Raw genomic sequence first — 20,125 nt, forward strand, 5'->3', positions numbered from 1 at the left:
CGGCCGCTGAAACTGCCATCGCCCTCAAGGAGGATTCCGCCAACAAGTCCACCGACATCACCCTTTCGGACGCCACCAACACCAAGTTCCCGACCGAACTTGCGGTGCGAACCTTTGTCAACGCATCAGCGGCGGAAGGCAGCGGAGCCCTTGCCGACGAGGTTGCCCGTGCCATTGCGGCCGAAGAAAAACTGGCGGCAGACCTTGAAGCCGAAACAGCCCGTGCAATTGATGCCGAATCTACACTATCCGAAGAACTTTCCGCTGAAACGGACAGAGCAATTGCTGCCGAAACTACGTTAACCACGGATCTTTTAGCCGAAACAATCCGTGCAACTTCCGCAGAGGACAAGCTAAACGCAGATCTTTCTGCCGAAACAGCCCGGGCAATTGCTTCCGAAACTACGTTAACCACAGATCTTTTAGCCGAGACAGCCCGTGCGACTTCCGCGGAAGGAGTTTTGCAGGACAATATCGGTACGGTGCAGGACAATGTGGACGCCAACAAAACGGCCGCTGAAACTGCGATCGCCCTAAAGGAGGATTCCGCCAACAAGTCCACCGACATCACCCTTTCGGACGCCACGAACACCAGGTTCCCGACAGAACTGGCAGTGAGAACCTTCGTCAACGCATCAGCGGCGGAAGGCAGCGGAGCCCTTGCCGACGAGGTTGCCCGTGCCACGGCTGCCGAAGAAAAGCTGGCCATGGACCTTGAAGCCGAAACGGACAGGGCAATTGATGCCGAAACTATCTTAACCACAGATCTCTTAGCCGAAACAATCCGTGCAACTTCCGCTGAGGATAAACTAAACGCCGATCTTCTTGCCGAAACCATCCGAGCAATGTATGCCGAAAGCATCCTATCTACAGACATTTTAGCTGAAACAGCCCGGGCGACCGCTGCGGAGGAAAGGTTAAACGTTGATCTCATTGCCGAAACCACCAGAGCAACTGGCGCGGAAGGAGTTTTGCAGGGCAATATCGAAACGGTTGAGGAGAATGTGGCCATTAACAAAACGGCCGCAGAAACCGCCATAGCACTAAAGGAGGATACGGCCAACAAATCAGCGGACATCACCCTTTCGGATGAGACCAATACCAAGTATCCGACCGAATTGGCCGTCAAAACCTTTGTGAACGCTTCCGCAGCCGAAGGTTCCGTAGCACTTGCCGACGAGGTCACCCGGGCAACCACGGCCGAAGACAAGCTGGCCACCGACCTGGAAGCCGAAACGACCCGTGCAAAGGCTGCCGAAACTACATTAACTACTGATTTGGCCACCGAAATTACCAGGGCAACGGCTGCAGAAGGGGTACTAGAAGAAGCCATTGAAACAGAAACCACCAGAGCTAAAGGAGCAGAAACTCAGTTGGCCTCCGACCTGGCCACAGAAAGTACCGAAAGACAAACGGCCGACACCAATTTAAGCCAGGCCATTACAGCTGAAACCGACCGGGCGGTATTGGCAGAAGCTGAAATAATTAACGATTTAACTACGGAAACTACCGAAAGAACATCCGAAGACGCCATTTTGGAAACAGCGATTGCTGCAGAAACATCTCGTGCTGAACGTGCAGAAGCAGACATAATTTCAGATTTGACCACCGAAACGGCTGCACGAATTTCGGGAGATGCCACCTTGGAAACAGCCCTGGCCACTGAAACGGCCCGTGCGCAGACTGCTGAAGCAGAAAAGGAAAACCTTTCCAACAAGAGCACAGACATTACAACGGACGGTACTTCAGACATCAAATATACCAGTGCCAAAGCGGTAAAAGATTACGTGGATGCCTCCGCATCAGGTAACAAGACAGCACTGGATGAAGAAATTGACAGGGCCAAGGATGTGGAATTGCTTCTTGCTACAGACCTATCCGCCGAAATCACGCGGGCAACTGCTGCTGAATCGGAAAACACCCTGGCAATAGGAGCAATCAATACGCTTGAATCTGCAAAATTATATCTTGGAAATGCGAGCAACGAAGCATCAGAAGTTACCCTTACAGGTGATGTAACCCTTGATAATTCAGGGGTAAGCACCATTGGGGATAATAAAGTGGTAACAGCTATGATTTTAAACGCTAACGTGACTGATGCCAAACTGGACAAGGAAAATATTCCATTGAGCGGATTTGGTGCAGCGACAGCAGAGGTAGCTTTAGGAGCAAACAAATTATCAGGAGTAGCTGATCCAACCCTGGCACAGGATGCCGCAACCAAAGCTTATGTGGACGGGATGGTTTCGGGTCTAACCACAGGATCAGAAGGTATCCAAACCGAACTTGATGATACACAGACCGGAGCCGGACTGGGAACAGACGGAAGTTTTACGGCCAATACAACATCCAATTTTCTCACCACCGCAACCTCGCTGAAAGATTCAGATGATAAACTGGATGTCCAGATAAAGACCAATGCCAACAATATTTCTGCGAATACCGGAGATATCAACAGTTTGAATACTTCGGTTGCCCAAAACACCACAGATATTCAGGCCAATGCTACCAACATCGCATTCAAGGAAAATAGTGCAAACAAATCCTCAGATGTCACACTATCAGACGCAACAGATACCAAGTTTCCAACTGAAAGGTCTGTAAAAACATATGTTGATGGGAAAACAATTGATTTAACCACTAATGTTTCGGGAATTCTTCCTCTTTCAAATGGAGGAACTGGATCTAGTACAAAGAATTTTATGGATTTAACGACAGCTCAGACAATAGGAGGTTCAAAAACCTTTTCATCCAATGGAATTTTTAATGGACAACGAATAGGTAAAGGGAACGCAAGTGGAGCAGAAAACCTAGCAGTAGGTGCTGGCGCATTGAATGGATCCAGTTCAGCTTCCAGAAATACTGCAGTTGGCGTTACTTCAATGGGGAATTATGTAGGGACAGGATTTGCAAATAATACCAGTGTGGGGTTTTCAAATATGGTTGGTCTGACCACTGGCTCTGGAAATACCTCTGTAGGTGCTGAATCAATGACAGGGTTAGGTGGAGGAAGTCAGAATACTTCGATAGGAAATCAATCATTAATCAGTAATAGAGGTAATAATAATGTTGGTGTTGGAAAAAGTGCAGGAAGTACCAATACAACTGGCTCTAACAACACAATAATTGGAACAAATTCCAATGTTGGGGCAGCTAACCTCAACAATGCTACGGCCTTAGGATATGAAGCTATAGTAGCAACAAGCAACACCATTCAATTAGGAAATACTAGTGTTACCAATGTAAAAACAAGCGGGACCGTAACTGCAGGAGCTGTAACTTACCCAAAGTTACACAATTCAACTGCTGGCCAAGTATTAACCACTGATGCATCGGGTGTTGCAAGCTGGCAAGATGCAGCCGTAGTAAGGGAAGTAGCTGATGAGTTTAGTGCAACAGCATCTCAAACAAGTTTCACTTTAACACAAGCTCCTTCTACAAATAGTAAGGTTAAAATGTACATCAATGGCATTCGCATTAGCAATAATGCATATTCTTGGACTGAAACTGCATTGGAATATGTACCCGCAAACAATGGCAGCTATACATTGACCAACATGGATAGAATACAGTTTGATTATTTTTATTAATTCACACTTTAAAAAAACTGCAGCTTAAAGGCTGTCTCAGCAAAAGAATAATTTAAAGCAAGTATATCATGGAATTTTAAAACCAAAAGTTCAAAATCTTAATCAAATCATTTAGTTTCCAATTATCAACAGATGAATAAACTTTTTAAACATACAATACTTCTCTTATTAATGGCATGGAGCACAAACCTGCTCGCTAGTGATTATATGGTTAGTGGCGCGGGTAGTGCCCAGGTAAATGGCACATATACCCCGGATGGCACGAATATGGACGGAAATCCAAGATGGAAACTTTCTGGAGAATCATATTATCTGCATAGCAATATGTTTGGTGATTGGGTAATTAACGATTACCGAGATGGTGCTTTTGGAGGTTTTTATGTGAATAGGACTTCATCTGATCCAACTATTCCTCCTCTTACAGGTTGGGAAATTGATTATATGGGAACTTCACCAGCTCCAACAGTAGGTTTACCCGGCTCCAGCATAAGTTATAGTGTGGCTATTTTTACAGAGTATGCTGCCAATGATGGAAGCATTGATAATAGTCAGCCGATTAGTATTATCCATAATAACTATGGTGGTAATACATTTACAGGTTCTAATGGAGATAATTTTGTTACGGATGGCAAGGTTATAGTTACAAATCTTTCTGCCGGACTTACTGCTGATATTACTCGCACCAGTGCTACTACGCTAAGTGTTATTCTAACAGGAAATGCTACCACGCATAACGACACGAACGACGTTTTAAATCTGACTTTTGCTTTTCAGGATGATGCTTTTAGCAGTGGTGATGCTTCTAGGGAAAACAATGCCACAAAAAATGATCTAGAGATTAATTATTTTCAAGAATATGGTATCGGCAGTAGCGGAGACTATGCTTCAATTTCGGCTGCGCTATCTGCATTTAATTTATTTAATTCTGATTGGAATATTTTAAACCTTGCAGCTGAAACTTTTACAGAAAATAATTTAAATATTAGTAACCTCACTGTTAGAGGTCAGGGTGCTGGTTCTACAATTGTTCAAGCAGCAGCCTCACAGGGTATAGCAAATAGAGGGGTGTTTATTACAACCAATACGGTTGTCTTGGAAGACTTAACGGTACGCCACGGAAAGACCTCACTTGGTGGGGGGATTAATAATAAAGGAGTCTTAACTGTAAATAATTGTAATATATCCAATAATGATGCAAATATAGGTGGGGGGGTTTTTAATCAACAACCAGTTAATTCAGAAAACTCTCTAACTATAAATAATTCTACCATTTATAATAATAGATCCATCTCAACATCATATGGTTCGGCTATTATTCTTTACGGTGGTGATGCCACTTGTACAATGACTAATTGCACTGTATTTGGAAATACATCTAGCACATCTGGTAATGAAGGTGCACTTGTAGGTTGGGCTCCTACTAATATCTTTACTATAATAAATTCGACAATATCAGGAAACGATGCCGGGCTGTTAAGTACGTATGGAGGCAAATTTATAGTTCAGAATACCATTATCGCGGGTAATGATTCTAAAGATTATAGAGTTTTAAGCAGCGGAACAGTAACCGATAATGGTTATAATATAGTTGAAAGCCAAACAGCTTTTAAGTTTAATAGTGCCACAGATATTCTGTATAGCCACGATTACTTAGGCAATATAGAAGGAGCCAGTGGGTTGGGCTGGAATAAAAATGATGCATCTATAGGTGGCAGTTTAAATCTATCATCAACATTGGCTGATAATAGTTCAATAAACGGCACCCAGACTTTAGCCCTAAGTTCAGGCAGTTTTGCTATAGATGCTGGAACGGCCAGCGGTGCCTCGGCGACTGATCAACGCGGATTATACACAAATGGGTCTACGGATATAGGCGCTTACGAATATGGCGGTTTGAATTCAGACCCCAGTGTTACAGCTCCTATCATCACAGGCCCAAACAGCGAAACGGGTTTAACTAGTACTGTGTCAATAAATGAAAACCTAACTGCAGTACATACCTTTTCTGCTAATAAAACTGTAACCTGGTCTTTAGGAAACACCAATGACGAAGCATTGTTAGGTATGGACAGTAGTGGTAATTTAGTTTTTATAAATGCACCAGATTATGAAACCCCCTCTAGTACTGTAAATTCTAATACCTATGTTGTAGAGGTCAATGCAACCGATGCGGCCAACAATAGTACCACGCAAACCCTTACCATAACAGTTTTAGATATTCCAAGTACTACATTTGGAACATTTGCGGCAATTAACAAACAATATTTTGTGGGGACATATACTATTGTGCCACCTACAACAAACAATACCAGTCCTTTTGTATATACAAGTGATAATACGGCTGTGGCTACCATAAGCGGTTCGGTTATTACTTTTACTGGTTTGGGAACCGCAAACATAATGGCAGAACAAGCTGCAGATGCCAATTATGAAGGAAACACCGTATCAACTTTATTAACCGTTTTAGGGAAAGATTTGGTTTCAAAATATGGTGGTATATCAAGTACCGATGTCATTTTTGTTGATTCAAATGGAAAAGTAGGAGGTGCTTTTGGGGTGGATAAATATGGTAATATTCAAGATATATATGAGGATTTAGTCACATTGGGCTTAATCATGCATTTAGATGCGGGAAACACAGCGAGTTATTCGGGAACCGGCACAACATGGACAGATTTGAGTGGGAATGGTAATCATGGGACCCTTATAAACGGTGTTACATATAATAGTGCTAACAGTGGTTCTTTAGTTTTTGATGGTATAAATGATTATTTTGTAACAAATAGCAATTTAAATCTCTCGGATACTGATAAATTAACCGTTCAAATCATTCTAAAAACAGCAACTACGGGCACAGAAATGATTATGGAACACAGTGTAAATTGGAATTCCAATAATGCTTTTGGCGTTCTTCAAAATAGCAATAAAATACAATTTACAGACCATAATCAAGGCTATAATGTGCGCAATTCAGTAGCAACGATAAATGATAATAAGTGGCACCTTTTGTCGGCAACGACAGATAGAAGTCTTAATGCGACCAACCAAACTGTAATTTACATTGATGGTGCTGCCCCAAATAGTGAAATTGTCCCTACCCTTGCCAGTGACAACAATGGAAATTTAGCAAGTCATAAGCTATATATTTCCTCTAGAGCAGGATTAAATTACTTTTTTAACGGAACTATTGCCCAAGTATTTATCTACAATAGAGTGCTTACTGCATTAGAAATCCAACAAAACTACAATGCCGTAAAATCAAAATATGGTTTATAATGCTTCTTCCTTTGATCAAAATTCAGGATTCTGGAATATCTCAAAAGATTCTCGGATGACTGATTTTCTAAGAAATGGAAAATTAACCAGATCAAATTTTGACAATACACTATTGGTGGACTTCAGGGGCCTATGAAACTCACGTCAAAAAGAAGTGGACATAGGTATAAAAACTGGAAGGATGGTCTGAAATACCTGTCTGCTAATCGGGCTTTTAAATTTTTAAAAATCGAATTGAACATAAGTCATTTTAATAACTGGCTACTTAATCCTACTGAAAATGGAAATCAGAAACCCGCGAAAGTGGATCTTTAATATGGATTACAAAATACTATCATTCTTGGGAATTTTTATTTTCTTAAGCGTTTCAACGGAGCTCTTTTCGCAAGGCTTAACATTGGTTGGAGATGCGAAGCTCAGTTTGAAGGGAGAAGGAGTGATTTTTTCAGCTCCTTCGATACTGCTCAAGGACAACAGTCAACTGAGCAATCCGGAAAACATCACGTTGACAAAATCCGATTTTATCAGGATTACCAGTAAGGACGCAAAAATAATCACAAGGCTCCTGTCCAAAGGAGAAATATCTAAAATTGCGGTTGGAATAGACGGTAAGACGAGTTTAACGATCAAGAACACCGGTTCCAACACTACTTTTATAGTCGGAATGGAAGTTCTTTCTGACTCCGATGCATTGCCATATGTATGGAAGGTCGAGGCCGCCCAAAAATCTGGATCTGAAAGCGTCAACTTGGGGTTTTCTTGGGAAAAAGTGGATGAGCCGCTCTCCTTTTTTCCAAAGGCACTGGCAAATCGGACTGGTTCTCAATGGCATTTTTTGAAAGAGCAAACCCTTTCCGGGGAAATGGCTAGCCTTGAGGATTTTGACCAATTCGAATCCTTCGCTTCCTATTTTACAGTGAAGTCAAGCATGGTCGATACCGACGGTGATGGCGTGCCGGACATCTTGGAAATTCAGCAGGGTTCTGACTACGATGATCTGTTGGACTATCTAGACACAGATGGTGACGGAGTTCCTGACTATGTGGAAATGATTCAAAATTCAAACGCTCTCGATCCCTGGAGTTATCTTGATTCAAATGGGGATGGAATTGCTGATTACATCAGGGACAGATCCGTAGTAGTTTTATTATTCGCATCAGAACTCCAAGTTCCTTGGGGTTATCAGGAAATCGATCAATTCTTGACAGATACCATTAGTGGGATGCTAGGATCAGGCATTATTGCAGATTTAGCTGTGAATTGGGATAAATCCAATCTAGATAGTTACAAAAGGGGGATCTATCAAATTAAAAGTGAGATCAATTTTCCAAGAGGCGTATTGAATATCTACGAGTTGGCCGCAAACATTGCCGTTGAAGTTCTACCGAAGCCTGCACCTATAGACGTGACGCTGGATAACGACACCTTTGATGGAGGATCTGTTGAGCCTATAATTCGTGTAGGAAAGCTTGAAGTCTTAGACCCTCTGGATGATATCCATGAAATCACCCTACTTAACGACGGTTATGACAATGGATTCTTTGAGATCAAGGACGATGTCCTTTATTGGAGCAGTGACCAAAGAGCAGAAGGGAAGACCACGTTCACGGTTATCGTCAGGGTGACAGACAGGGACGGCAATATGTTGGATAAACTCATTGAAATTAAGAGGAACAGAAAACCGCTTGATGAAATCTGGGTACCCAACACATTCACACCAAATGGCGACGGTCTCAACGATTTTTGGGAAGTGCCTGATTTAAGAGTTTATCAGGGAGCCAGAATTCAAATTTTTGACGGCGGAGGTATTCGGGTTTTCTACACCGAAAATCCGGATATAGGTTGGGATGGAATAAAAGACGGGAAGGATATGCCAATAGGAGCGTACTATTGGACAATAGAAATAAGAGAATTAGGAGAAATCAGAAGAGGAGTATTGAATCTGCTCAGGAAATAATAATTCAAATTGAAAATATTTAGAAGATATGAAAAAGCAATGGCTACTAATTTCAATTTTGTTTCTGATGGGATCAAGTGTATATGCCCAATCAAGAAAATATATCAGCCAATTTAGCCATTTGCAACAATATTATAACCCCGGTCTTGCAGCCTATGAGGGATCAATGATACGGGGTTTTATACGGAATCAATGGCTGGGATGGGAAGGGGCGCCCAAGACGTATTTTTTATCCGCAGAACTTGATTTTGGACAACTTGCCGGTGAAACTGATCCGGGCTTGCTGGGTAAGAATGCAGTAAGTTTAAGTATGCATCATGACACCAACGGTGCATTCATGGATTCAGAACTTATTTTGGGTTATGCCTCTCGGGTCAGACTATCACGAACCACAAATCTTCGGTTGGGAATAGGGATCAACTACAATACAGTAAGGCTTGATGGCAACAAGATGAATACACAGCAGGCATCAGACCCCGTTGTAGTTCGCTATCTGGGGAGTTTTGCCAATATGGAAATCTTGGATTTTAATCTGGGACTGGCTTTAACCCATAAAAACTACTATATTAGTTACGCTGTACATAACCTTAATGGAGGAAGACTGAATAATGGGGATTCCTTTATGGACGGTAAAGCTGTATCCGGAATATTCCAGGGAGGTTATCGCAACAAGCTTACGGATAATCTTGCCTTGGCAACCAATGTAATGTGGAGAAATCAGGAAGATCTTTTGGATAACGTGGAGTTTAATTTTAAGGTTTTGCTGATGGATAAGATGTGGATAGGAGCAGGACATCGGATATCTTATGCCAACAGTTTTCAATTGGGCTTTATCTTTGGCGAAATGCGAATGGGCTATATATATGAAATGCCTATGTTACGTTCCTACCTCTTACCAAATACTACACATGAATTCATGTTGACTTACAGTCTTTTCAGGGGAGGATCGGAAATGATTTGGTAGTATATAGATAATTAGGAAGGTTTTTTTAATGGACCTGGCTTTGTGCTTCCAGGGTTGACTAAAAAAAACTGTTCCTTTCTTGAATGTTGACGGAAGTGGGGGGTTACAGTTCTATTTCCATAACTTTAATTTGACTATCAATAATGATGGGAACCTATATCAAAAACTTTATTTCATTAATGTCTGCTTTTTGCATGATTTCCGGGGGGTGGGCTCAATCGAGTGAGATCCCTGTATTTGGGGAATTTAAACCGATTACGAAAAATTATTTTGACGAAAGTTTTGTAATCACACCGCCGTTGAGTAATAGTGGGGGTGAGTTCTCATTTACCAGCAGTAATCATGCAGTGGCCATCATATCCGGATTTAACGTTCAAATTCTTGCTCCAGGAGAAACAGTCATCACGGTAACCCAAGCAGCAGAAGGCAGTTATTTAAGCCATTCCATAACTACCACGCTGACAGTGGAGGATATTTGGGTGATTAGTTATTTTGGAGGAGTAATTAATACGGGCCCCCAATATATCAATGCCCATGGCAGGTCAGGCAGCTCGGTTGGATTAACCCCCTTTGGAGAAAAAATGCAGATTCGCTATAATGACGGATTGAGTATGGAAACCGCTTCGACAAGTGCTTTTCAGATCAAACAGGACTACCCAGAGTCTGTTGATGGGTTTTATTGGATTGCGAATCCAATAATAAATGAAGGTATGCCCTTCAAAATTTATGCGGACATGACAACGGATGGGGGAGGATGGACCCTGATCATGTGTAATGTAAACCATTCAGGCTGGACCTTCAACAATGCGATTTTACGAAACCAAGGTTCACCTGGATTGTCTTCCAATTATTCTATAATAGCATGGGCAGATGTCATTAAAAAAAGTGCCAGTGGTTTTCAGTTTATGATGGATGCAACCACCAGGAATAGGTGGGGTGGTATTTTTACTGCCAACGAGGAATATACATTTGTAAAAACTAATAATTCTCAGACCAATATTACTAGGAATATAGCCTTTGATACCTATCCTTACAATTTAGGTAATTCAGATTCGGTTCAGCCAAGAATGCCATGGCGATCTACACACAACAGTGCTTTTGTTACAACAGATAACGGGTCAGGAAATTGGTGGGGAACATTGATTACAAGCAATTCCGGTTGGGGGCCTTCTCCCTGGATTAGTTCACTAAACCCCCATCCAGGTAGAATTTGGTATTGGGTGAGATAGGGATAATAGGGCAATAGTAAATGCTTAAGGGAATATGAAAGTTTCTTTGCTTTGATGGTCCACAGGAAAATAAAAAACTAAGACTTAGAAATAATTTAATTGAAAGGACTAAAAAAGCCTGACAGTCAACAAGACCGCCAGGCTTTTCATAGATTGTACTTTAGAACTTTTAATTTTCTTCCAATTCACCGCTTTCGGCTTTTTCCAAAAGCTCTTCATTAGCCACGATTCCAATTTCAACACGCCTGTTTCGGGCTCTTCCCTCGTCGGTTTCGTTGGTATCTACAGGGTTGTTTAGTCCGTGACCTATTGTAGTTAGTCTGTCTCCGGATACACCTTTCATCTTGAGGTAATTCGTTACCGCATTTGCCCTTTTTTCTGAAAGATCTTGGTTGTAGCTTGCTGCACCGCGATTGTCGGTATGTCCTTCAATTATTAGGTTTGTTTCCGGATACTTGTTGAGAATTTCCGCCAACTCCATCACACTTTCCTGTGATGCAGGAGTTAGTGAATACGAATCAAATCCGAACAGAATACCGGATTCAAAAGTTAGTTTAATACCCTCTTCAACCCGTTCTACTTTGGCATTCTCGATTGCTTCCAGCTCTGCGGCCTGCTTATCCATATACTTGCCGATTGCTGCGCCTGCTGCGCCTCCTACTGCTGCGCCGATAATGGCACCACCTGCTGTATTCCCTGACTTATTGCCAATAAGTCCACCAATTGCTCCACCGGAACCTGCCCCTATGGCAGCTCCTTTACCCGTGTTGCTCCAATCGGCACAGCCCATCATCATCACACCGCTAGCGAAGATCATTAAAAATAAATTTAGTCGTTTCATTATATTATGTGGTTTAGTTTTTTGAATTCCTCCTGGATCTTTCCCTTGGCGTCAAAGGAATCGTCCAGGTTAAATACACCTGTTCTAAAATCATGCCAAAGACCATCACCACAGTCTATATAACTTCCGCGTTTTGTCGGCTCCGATGCTTTGGCTATCCCATAATCGTAATCCGGCAGATAGATGTTCGCCAAAAGATCCTTTGCACTCTCCCAGTCGAGTTCTAGGAGAGCACCGTTGATCCTGAGTTCAATTTTTCGCACCGCAAATTTAAACGTCAATTCGTACATCCATACCTTTTCGGACTCTACCTCTTTGTATCGGATCATCAGGGGAGCTTCCCGTTTACTCACCTCATAGATAGCTTGGATATATTCCTGAGTCAGGTAATACCAATCCTCCACATTCAGGGGGATGGAGCGAACTATTTTTCCATGCAGGTCCTTTGCCAGTATTTTAACCCCGCCCTCCGGTCCCAACATTTTCTGATGCGACCATTTTGAGCTGGAATAGAGAGAAAGGAATTCACGCTGCCAAATTTTCGGGACTTCACCAACGAATTTGAAGTCGTCATTTTCCGTAAAACCCTCATTTACAATTTCCTCCTCCGAAAGCTCTTCCCTGTCCGTATAAGAGATCTCAAACTGGGTGTTGACAAAGCTCTTTTCGAAACTAAGTTTTAGCTTAAAAATATGGCTGAAAGGAGGGGGCACTTCCCCTGTTTGATAGTCAATTTCCAGACGGATAATATCTTCGGATTTTAGATGCATGCTAGGATGATTTTTTAAGGAGGGATAAAATTAGGGGTTTCACAATAAAAAAGTTCATGAATACCCAAAATCCTGCACGTATATTTGTAGGAGTATGGAAAACAGTCCTCGAAAACCTTACTTACAACACCATGTCTGCCTCAGCAAATAGCCAAATCATATCCGATCTCTATGAGAAAGGCTGGTCGGTAGCCGACCATTATATTCAGGAATCCCTGCGGGTAGCTCTATTGGATGAGCAGCGGGATATTTTGAGGCACGGCCAGTTCCGGCATGCGGGAATTGGGTCGGGCGATTCCTTTGCCATCAAGCCCGAAATCCGCAGTGATAAGGTATTTTGGATGGATGAGGAGCTTTTGACTCCCTTGCAGCAACAGTATTGGGAGCTAGCGGATGTACTGATGCAAGATATCAACCAACGTTGTTTTCTGGGTTTGAGGTCCTTCGAAGCCCATTTTGCCATGTACCCTCCGGGATCCTTTTACCTCCGTCATTTGGATCAGTTTCAGGCGGTGGCTTATCGGGTGGTGACGGTAATTCTCTATTTGAACGATACGTGGGAAGATGCAAACGGCGGAGAATTGCGTATGTACCTACAAAATGAAAACGGGGAAGAAACACATGTGGATATTTTCCCCGAAGGGGGGAAATTGGTGGTATTTTTAAGCGGTGAAATTCCCCACGAGGTGCTGCCAACTAATAAGGAAAGGGTAAGCATTACAGGGTGGTTTAAAGACGTTGTGTAAAACTTAAAAGGGCAGCAACAATAGTAGTAGTTCCAATTTTTTAGCCTGTGACAAACTAGTGTCAAGTCAACCGTTCATCGGCCAAATATTCCCGCAGATATCGCGGATTTACGCAGAATTTATTAATGTAATCAGCGGGAAACCAACGCAACAATATTCTAAACGCTACGACTCTTTTGTCCGTTGAATTTTCTTATAATGGTATATGACAATTAACAGTAATTTAATTATCCAAATGATTATAAGCGAGTATACTAAGGATCCGGTTGACCAGAAAGTAAAGTATTGAACCTTTAAAATAAATGTTCTTGTTACAAATTCACATCTATTTTCGTTTTTAGCTTCCGCCTTGCAGATTGAAGAAATTCGGGTGGTGAGGTGGCAAAGGAACTTTGATGAAGGGTTTAGATAAAATGTTTGCTTATAACGAAATAATTTGAGACCCTGAGGAGTTCGCCTATGCGTGGGCAGCGAACGAATTTGAAGATGCACAGCGGCGTAGTTTTCCCCGTCCTGACGGGGCAGGTTGGTTACTTTTTTGACCACTGACTGTCGTCAGGGCAGGCCTGCAGCAAAAAAGTGACAAAGTAAAACAATGCATAAATTCTTGAGATCGCCCAAAAGTTAAGCAATAAATTAAATGGGGAACAATTTCTGAAATAAATTTTAAAGACTCAATCTAATTTCCAAATCCATCCCACATTTTTCGAAATTAAAAGCTGCCTTTTCAAACGCAGGAGGCCCAAAAAAGCCTTTTGCATTATTGGAAAACCCATAGGCATCCTTCGGAATGCCAAAGGCTCCAGTGCGCATTTTCCCATCCCCGTCATGATCGTGAAAGGCGGAGACGGCATATCTTCCTTCGGGTAGCTGTATTTCGGCTGAGGCTTTTTCTCGCTGAATGGGAAGTTTTAAAATTTTGAAGGCCATGGAAGGCGTATCGGGGAATCCCTCTGCTTGATGAAAAATCAATACCTGAACCACCCCTTCACTGCTTCCAATATTGGTGATGGTAATGGTAAGTTTCGAGTTTTCGGATGGATTTGTCATGAGGAATAGCGATATTAAAAATAAATGGATCATTAGACATATGGTTTCAAGGTAGCCCGTTTATCGATTTTTCCAGAGGGAGTTAGGAGAATTGTGTCCACATTTAGTAACCGTTTAGGCATCCAGTACGGATGTATGTTTTCATAGAGTGTATGTAAAAAGGGCTGTATAAACGGATCCTTGGAAGAGACCCTTTCGCATACCAACAATACGCTCTCACCCAATTTAGGGTCGCTTGCGGAAGTGATAAAGAACCGCTTTCCCGGGAAATATTTTCTCCAGTGTGGGTCAACGGCAGCTTCCAGTTCATCGGGGTATAGTTTGACTCCGCCGGAATTTATCACAAAGTCAGCCCTCCCTTTCCAGATAAACGTTTTATTGTCAATTAGATCTACCACATCCTGGGTTTTAATGCGTTTGTATCCCGACATGGGAGCTTCTATAATCAGTTTTTTTGCCGCATCAACTTTCAAATTAACCCTGGGCAGGACCTTGTAAATAAGCGGGCCCTCCGCTTTGAGATCCGCCATGGCGATATGGGAAACTGTTTCCGTCATGCCAAAGGTCTGGTAAATTTTCCCGGGTAGCTTACTGGCCTTCTCCCGAAGCTCCGGGGAAGTCGGCGCCCCTCCGATGATGATGGTGCCGATTTGATTTAATAGGGCTCTGGAAGCTTTATTTTCCAGACTAGCCTGTAACTGTAGCGGAACCAATGCGGTAAAATCCACCCAGACATTATTAAACGGCAATACTAGTGTAGCACTTGGTTTTAACAGGTAAATTAACGCTTCCCATTCCATGGCCCGCACCAGCATCATTTTGCCGGCGATCATATCCGTATTCAGACAGCAAATCATCCGGCATCCCTTGCGGAGTTTTAGAAAGGATTTCGTCGCCCGCGCACTCAGGATCATCTGCTCCCTACTTACCGTGATGTCCTTGGGTGGCCCGGTGGAGCCTGAGGTTTTTAGCGTAAATGACTTTTCTCCGTTAAGCCATTTCTGGCAAAATTCCATGGCTCCATAGAAAGCAGGATCTATCCTTGCCCACTTTCCGGCTTTGATATCGTCAAAGTAGTGCGTGGAATCGTCCGTCATTACTATATTTCTTTCAAGCATCGGAAACGCCTTGTTTTTTACGATTTGTGTAGGTTACAATCAATCCCTTGCCAAAAGTCAACAAAAAATCGAACAAGCCTGTTATCTTGCGTTAAAAAAAAACAAAGATATGGCCAATTGGAAAACAGTAAAGCCTTACGAAGATATTACCTACCAAAAATCTGACGGGGTGGCACGGATTGCCTTTAACCGTCCGGAAGTGAGAAATGCATTTAGGCCCAAGACTACCAGTGAATTGTACGATGCCTTTTTGGATGCCCGAGAGGATACATCTATAGGCGTGGTGCTGCTTTCCGCAGAAGGCCCGTCTCCCAAAGACGGCGTCTACTCCTTCTGTAGCGGAGGAGATCAGCGTGCCCGTGGCCGGCAGGGGTATGTTGGAGATGATGGCATGCACCGCCTTAATATTTTGGAAGTGCAGCGGTTGATCCGCTTTATGCCCAAGGTAGTGATTGCCGTGGTTCCCGGCTGGGCAGTAGGAGGGGGGCATAGTCTGCATGTGGTCTGTGACCTGACTCTTGCCAGCAAGGAACACGCCATCTTCAAGCAGACCGATGCCGATGTGACCAGTTTTGACGGCGGATACGGTTCTGCCTACCTGGCCAAGATGGTGGGCCAAAAGCGTGCCCGGGAAATTTTCTTCTTGGGAAGAAACTACAGTGCCCAGGAGGCCTATGATATGGGTATGGTCAACGCCGTAATTCCCCACGAGGAGCTGGAGTCAACCGCCTATGAGTGGGCACAGGAGATCCTGGCAAAATCGCCCACCTCAATCAAAATGCTAAAATTTGCCTTTAACCTCACCGATGACGGCATGGTAGGCCAGCAGGTATTTGCGGGCGAAGCCACCCGCCTTGCCTATATGACCGACGAGGCAGAGGAAGGAAGAAATGCCTTTTTGGAGAAAAGAAAGCCTAATTTTAAGCATATTAAGTGGATTCCGTAAGTGGGGGGGGGTACTGGTTTAATTTGGTTGGGTGAGCCTGCGTGCAAATGCAAACAATAGTAAGCCAAAACTGTCTAAATCAGGATTAGTAGAATTTAAGGATATCCAGGATGAAAATAGGATGCGATTATGAAAGAAGATGAAATCACATACAAAATCATTGGTTGTGCAATGAAGGTGCACAACACACTTGGTAATGTGTGAAAGTAGTTATTGATACGAATGTTCTTTTAATGACCATTCCGTAAATCTCGAAATACCGGCCGATTTTTAATGGATTGTTGAAAGGGGAATACGATTTGGCCGTTATTGAAATTTTTCTCCAAGAGTATATAGAAATAATAGGAATCAAAACAACTGGGCAAATCGCTCAAAATCTGGGTGATCCGTTAATGTCTCTGCAGAATGTGACGAATACTGAGATTTTTTTCACATGGGATTTGATTCAGGCGGATCCCGACGATAATAAATTTGTCGATTTGTGCTATTTCTGCACGGGTGACCTTTCTTGTTTCCAATGACAATCATTTCAAGAGTTTAAGTGCTCGAATACCGTACAAAATTCCTTAAAGGATAAAAAGCTTATTTTGCGTAAACCAGAAACATCTAATTGATGCAAGGTATTGGTGTTCCTGGGATTGTAGGTGGAAAAATAATATTAGATGCAATATTACATAAACCAAATGTTATTGGGCTTTGAGTGATAGGTACAGTTTTTGATCAGTGTTGGCACAGTCGTGGTTGCGTTGAGAGCAAGTTTGTTAAAATTGAATATATCAAATTCTTAAAAGTAAAAAACAATGGAAAATTCTAGACAGGATAATCACACGAGCAATTACACAAAATTTATTTTAATGCTCACCGCATCTTTTATTGCAATGTACATCACCATGTACTTAAACACGTATGCGATAGACCATGTGTACTTTAGCTTAACCCGTTTCTATATGACTTGCCTCGGAATTTCAGCAATGGCAGTCATCATGTGGGGTTTTATGCGGAAAATGTACAAAAACAAAAAAAAGAATATGGCTATTCTCATAGGCAGTTTACTTCTCTTTATTACTGCTTTGGGTTTGGTGAGAACACAAAAACCAATTGTAGGCGATATACTTTGGATGAAAGCCATGATTCCACACCACTCCATTGCTATTTTAACCAGCGAAAGAGCGAATATTAATGACCCCGAAGCCCAGAAACTTGCGGAAGATATAATCAAGGCTCAGGAAAGGGAAATTGAGCAGATGAAAAAAATGATTAAACGTTTGGAGGAACGATAAAACATGAAGTTAGATAGTTTTAAACTTCTTTTACTAACGGTATTTATTCTGTTGGTATCGACTTCAATTTTCGCCCAAAAAGTGGTTCGTTATGACCTTTATGTAAAGGACACCATCGTCAATTTTACAGGGAAAGAAAAAAGGGCGATTGCCGTAAACGGACAGATACCCATGCCCACGCTCACATTTACAGAAGGTGACACGGCAGAAATCCACGTTCACAATCAGCTCAATGAAGGTACATCCATGCATTGGCACGGTTTGTATTTGCCAAACAAAGAAGATGGCGTCCCCTATTTAACCCAAATGCCCATTGAACCGAACACCACGCATGTTTATCGTTTCCCCATTATTCAAAACGGTACCCATTGGTACCACAGCCACAGTGGCCTGCAGGAGCAGATAGGAATGTATGGCTCTATGATTTTGAAGAAAAGGGATGACGACCCGACTTTTAGAAAAGGCATCGACGATCTGCCAACTGTTCCTATTATTTTAAGTGAGTGGACAGACTACAACCCTGAAAACGTACACCGGATGCTCCATATTGGATCGGATTGGTTTGCCATCAAAAAAGGGACTACCCAAAGCTATGCGGAAGCTATAAAATCCGGACATTTTAAAACCAAAATTACCAACGAGTGGAAGCGGATGCTGGCCATGGATGTTAGCGACATTTACTACGATAAGTTTTTAATCAACGGAAAAAACGAATCAACAGCCGTGTTTAGTCCGAGTCAATCCATTGGTGCCGGGAGTAAGGTAAGACTAAAAATTTCCAACGGTGGTGCGTCCTCTTATTTTTGGCTCACTTATGCTGGGGGTAAAATAACCGTAGTAGCTAGTGATGGCAATGATGTTGATCCTGTTGAAGTAGACAGACTTATAATTGGGGTTTCTGAAACGTATGATGTTGTAGTCACCATTCCCGAGGAAGGCACTTCCTATGAATTTTTAGCTACGCCCGAGGACCGTTCCAAATCGGCTTCTATCAATTTAGGCAGTGGCAGTAAGCAACCCGCCCCCCTACTGCCAATGCTCAGGTATTTTGAGGGTATGAAGATGATGAACAATATGATGGACATGCAGGGGAATATGAAGGACATGGGTATGGATATGAGCTTGCAACAAATGGATATGAATAAGGTGATGTATCCTGAAATTTCGGGTGACGTGGAGGGAATGAATATGCAAGGAATGGATCAGGGACCAAACCATCATGACGGCCATAGTGTAAAGGATTCGGGAATCCTGACCCTCAATTATGCCATGCTCAAATCGCCTACACAAACCAGTTTGCCTCCTGATGCTCCGGTTAGGGAATTGCGTTTTGAACTCACAGGCAACATGAACCGGTTTGTGTGGAGTCTGGACAATAAAGTGTTGGCAGAAACCGATAAAATATTGATTAAAAACGGGGAGAATGTAAGAATTACCCTTTTCAACAATTCGATGATGCGCCACCCCATGCACCTGCACGGCCACGATTTTCGGGTGATAAACAGTCAGGGCGACTTCGCACCTCTAAAAAACGTCATTGACGTGATGCCGATGGAAACCAATGTCATTGAGTATAATGCAAATTTAGAAGGTGATTGGTTTTTTCATTGTCATATCCTCTACCACATGATGTCAGGGATGAACCGTGTGTTCAGCACCGAAAATCAAGCCCCGAACCCTTTGCTCCCAAATAAGGAATGGGCTTATAAAAAATTACAGCGAGAGAGTAACCAAATGCATTTTTCGGTCCAAAATGATTTTGCAACGAACGGAAACGACGGAATGTTTATGTTCCAAAATGCAAGGTGGAGTATGGGCACTGAATGGCGGTTGGGATACAACGATGCGAATGGTTATGAAACTGAAACACATGTCGGTAGATATATCGGACGGATGCAATGGCTGATGCCGTTTGTGGGATTTGACTGGCGTTATAGAGTATTGGATGCTAATGAAGTGGAAGAAAATATTTTTGGACAAAGGACCACCAAAGACAATAGAAGGCAATTCAGTTTAGGTGTTGCTTATACTTTGCCAATGCTTTTGGTTTTACAGACAGAAGTTTACCACGATGGAAATGTCAGAATCCAATTAAGAAGGGAGGATATACCTGTCACCAAAAGAATAAGAGCCGGCTTTATGGTCAATACGGACAAAGAATATATGGTCGGGCTGAATTACATTGCGGGTAAAAACTTTGGCTTTCGTACACATTATGACAGTGATATGGGATTTGGATTAGGAGTGAGATTAAATTATTAAAATTTAAACAAGTAAATTGACAATTTAGGTAAATATTGATTTAATCCTAAAAATCTTTATGATCTATTACTTGCAGGTGAGTACTGATAAAGTTCC

Annotated in this window: 12 protein-coding genes and 1 pseudogene; 9 read left to right on the forward strand and 4 right to left on the reverse strand. The window is 42.4% G+C overall.

The annotated features are described in order from the left end of the window. From FQ608_RS20685 to FQ608_RS20705, 5 genes and pseudogenes are all read left to right on the forward strand, one after another. A pseudogene (locus FQ608_RS20685) lies at positions 1-3,590 on the forward strand (hypothetical protein); the annotation flags it as partial. Between the two features lie 267 nt (positions 3,591-3,857). Then, positions 3,858-6,866 carry a beta strand repeat-containing protein gene (locus FQ608_RS20690; RefSeq protein WP_158860402.1) on the forward strand — a complete coding sequence of 1,003 codons (3,009 nt, stop codon included), beginning with the start codon at positions 3,858-3,860 and terminating at the stop codon, positions 6,864-6,866. 280 nt (positions 6,867-7,146) lie between these two features. Continuing rightward, positions 7,147-8,823, forward strand: a complete 1,677-nt coding sequence (locus tag FQ608_RS20695; RefSeq protein WP_158860403.1) for a gliding motility-associated C-terminal domain-containing protein — start codon at positions 7,147-7,149, stop codon at positions 8,821-8,823. Positions 8,824-8,851: 28 nt separating this feature from the next. Continuing rightward, positions 8,852-9,787, forward strand: coding sequence for a PorP/SprF family type IX secretion system membrane protein (locus FQ608_RS20700; RefSeq protein WP_158860404.1), 936 nt, complete (start codon positions 8,852-8,854; stop codon positions 9,785-9,787). Positions 9,788-9,966: 179 nt separating this feature from the next. After that, positions 9,967-11,016 (forward strand): fibrinogen-like YCDxxxxGGGW domain-containing protein, encoded by a 1,050-nt coding sequence (locus tag FQ608_RS20705; protein ID WP_158860405.1) that lies wholly within the window; start codon positions 9,967-9,969, stop codon positions 11,014-11,016. A 169-nt stretch (positions 11,017-11,185) separates the two neighbouring features. Here FQ608_RS20705 and FQ608_RS20710 read toward each other — a convergent pair whose 3' ends face one another. Beyond that, positions 11,186-11,857, reverse strand: a complete 672-nt coding sequence (locus FQ608_RS20710; RefSeq protein WP_234364305.1) for an OmpA family protein — start codon at positions 11,855-11,857, stop codon at positions 11,186-11,188. Continuing rightward, positions 11,857-12,627: a hypothetical protein gene (locus tag FQ608_RS20715; protein ID WP_158860406.1), complete on the reverse strand. Its 771-nt coding sequence runs from the start codon at positions 12,625-12,627 to the stop codon at positions 11,857-11,859. Before FQ608_RS20715 ends, FQ608_RS20710 begins: the two co-directional genes overlap by 1 nt. Before the next feature lie 56 nt (positions 12,628-12,683). Between FQ608_RS20715 and FQ608_RS20720 the strand changes: the two genes are divergently transcribed. Then, positions 12,684-13,373 carry a 2OG-Fe(II) oxygenase gene (locus tag FQ608_RS20720; RefSeq protein ID WP_234364306.1) on the forward strand — a complete coding sequence of 230 codons (690 nt, stop codon included), beginning with the start codon at positions 12,684-12,686 and terminating at the stop codon, positions 13,371-13,373. A 666-nt stretch (positions 13,374-14,039) separates the two neighbouring features. Here the strand turns inward: FQ608_RS20720 and FQ608_RS20725 are convergent. After that, positions 14,040-14,423, reverse strand: a complete 384-nt coding sequence (locus tag FQ608_RS20725; RefSeq protein ID WP_234364307.1) for a DUF2141 domain-containing protein — start codon at positions 14,421-14,423, stop codon at positions 14,040-14,042. A gap of 32 nt (positions 14,424-14,455) precedes the next feature. Further along, a complete protein-coding gene (locus FQ608_RS20730; protein ID WP_158860408.1) occupies positions 14,456-15,541 on the reverse strand; it encodes an AMP-binding protein in 1,086 nt (361 codons plus the stop codon). A gap of 109 nt (positions 15,542-15,650) precedes the next feature. On the opposite strand from FQ608_RS20730, the gene FQ608_RS20735 reads away from it, so the two are divergent. From FQ608_RS20735 to FQ608_RS20745, 3 genes are all read left to right on the forward strand, one after another. Beyond that, positions 15,651-16,487 (forward strand): 1,4-dihydroxy-2-naphthoyl-CoA synthase, encoded by an 837-nt coding sequence (locus FQ608_RS20735; RefSeq protein ID WP_158860409.1) that lies wholly within the window; start codon positions 15,651-15,653, stop codon positions 16,485-16,487. An 800-nt stretch (positions 16,488-17,287) separates the two neighbouring features. Beyond that, positions 17,288-17,767: a DUF305 domain-containing protein gene (locus FQ608_RS20740; protein WP_158860410.1), complete on the forward strand. Its 480-nt coding sequence runs from the start codon at positions 17,288-17,290 to the stop codon at positions 17,765-17,767. Between the two features lie 3 nt (positions 17,768-17,770). Then, entirely contained in the window at positions 17,771-20,029 is a 2,259-nt protein-coding gene (locus tag FQ608_RS20745; RefSeq protein WP_158860411.1) for a multicopper oxidase domain-containing protein, read from the forward strand. Positions 20,030-20,125 lie beyond the last annotated feature (96 nt).

The organism is Lunatibacter salilacus, assembly GCF_009797935.1.
GTDB classification, from domain to species: Bacteria; Bacteroidota; Bacteroidia; order Cytophagales; family Cyclobacteriaceae; genus Lunatibacter; species Lunatibacter salilacus.

Coding starts and splice junctions, on each gene's coding strand:
- FQ608_RS20730 (WP_158860408.1), bottom strand. CDS start 15,541: ATGCTTGAAAGAAATATAGTAATGACGGACGATTCCACGCACTACTTT.
- FQ608_RS20740 (WP_158860410.1), top strand. CDS start 17,288: ATGGAAAATTCTAGACAGGATAATCACACGAGCAATTACACAAAATTT.
- FQ608_RS20705 (WP_158860405.1), top strand. CDS start 9,967: ATGTCTGCTTTTTGCATGATTTCCGGGGGGTGGGCTCAATCGAGTGAG.
- FQ608_RS20735 (WP_158860409.1), top strand. CDS start 15,651: ATGGCCAATTGGAAAACAGTAAAGCCTTACGAAGATATTACCTACCAA.
- FQ608_RS20700 (WP_158860404.1), top strand. CDS start 8,852: ATGAAAAAGCAATGGCTACTAATTTCAATTTTGTTTCTGATGGGATCA.
- FQ608_RS20715 (WP_158860406.1), bottom strand. CDS start 12,627: ATGCATCTAAAATCCGAAGATATTATCCGTCTGGAAATTGACTATCAA.
- FQ608_RS20695 (WP_158860403.1), top strand. CDS start 7,147: ATGGAAATCAGAAACCCGCGAAAGTGGATCTTTAATATGGATTACAAA.
- FQ608_RS20720 (WP_234364306.1), top strand. CDS start 12,684: ATGAATACCCAAAATCCTGCACGTATATTTGTAGGAGTATGGAAAACA.
- FQ608_RS20725 (WP_234364307.1), bottom strand. CDS start 14,423: ATGACAAATCCATCCGAAAACTCGAAACTTACCATTACCATCACCAAT.
- FQ608_RS20690 (WP_158860402.1), top strand. CDS start 3,858: ATGGACGGAAATCCAAGATGGAAACTTTCTGGAGAATCATATTATCTG.
- FQ608_RS20745 (WP_158860411.1), top strand. CDS start 17,771: ATGAAGTTAGATAGTTTTAAACTTCTTTTACTAACGGTATTTATTCTG.
- FQ608_RS20710 (WP_234364305.1), bottom strand. CDS start 11,857: ATGAAACGACTAAATTTATTTTTAATGATCTTCGCTAGCGGTGTGATG.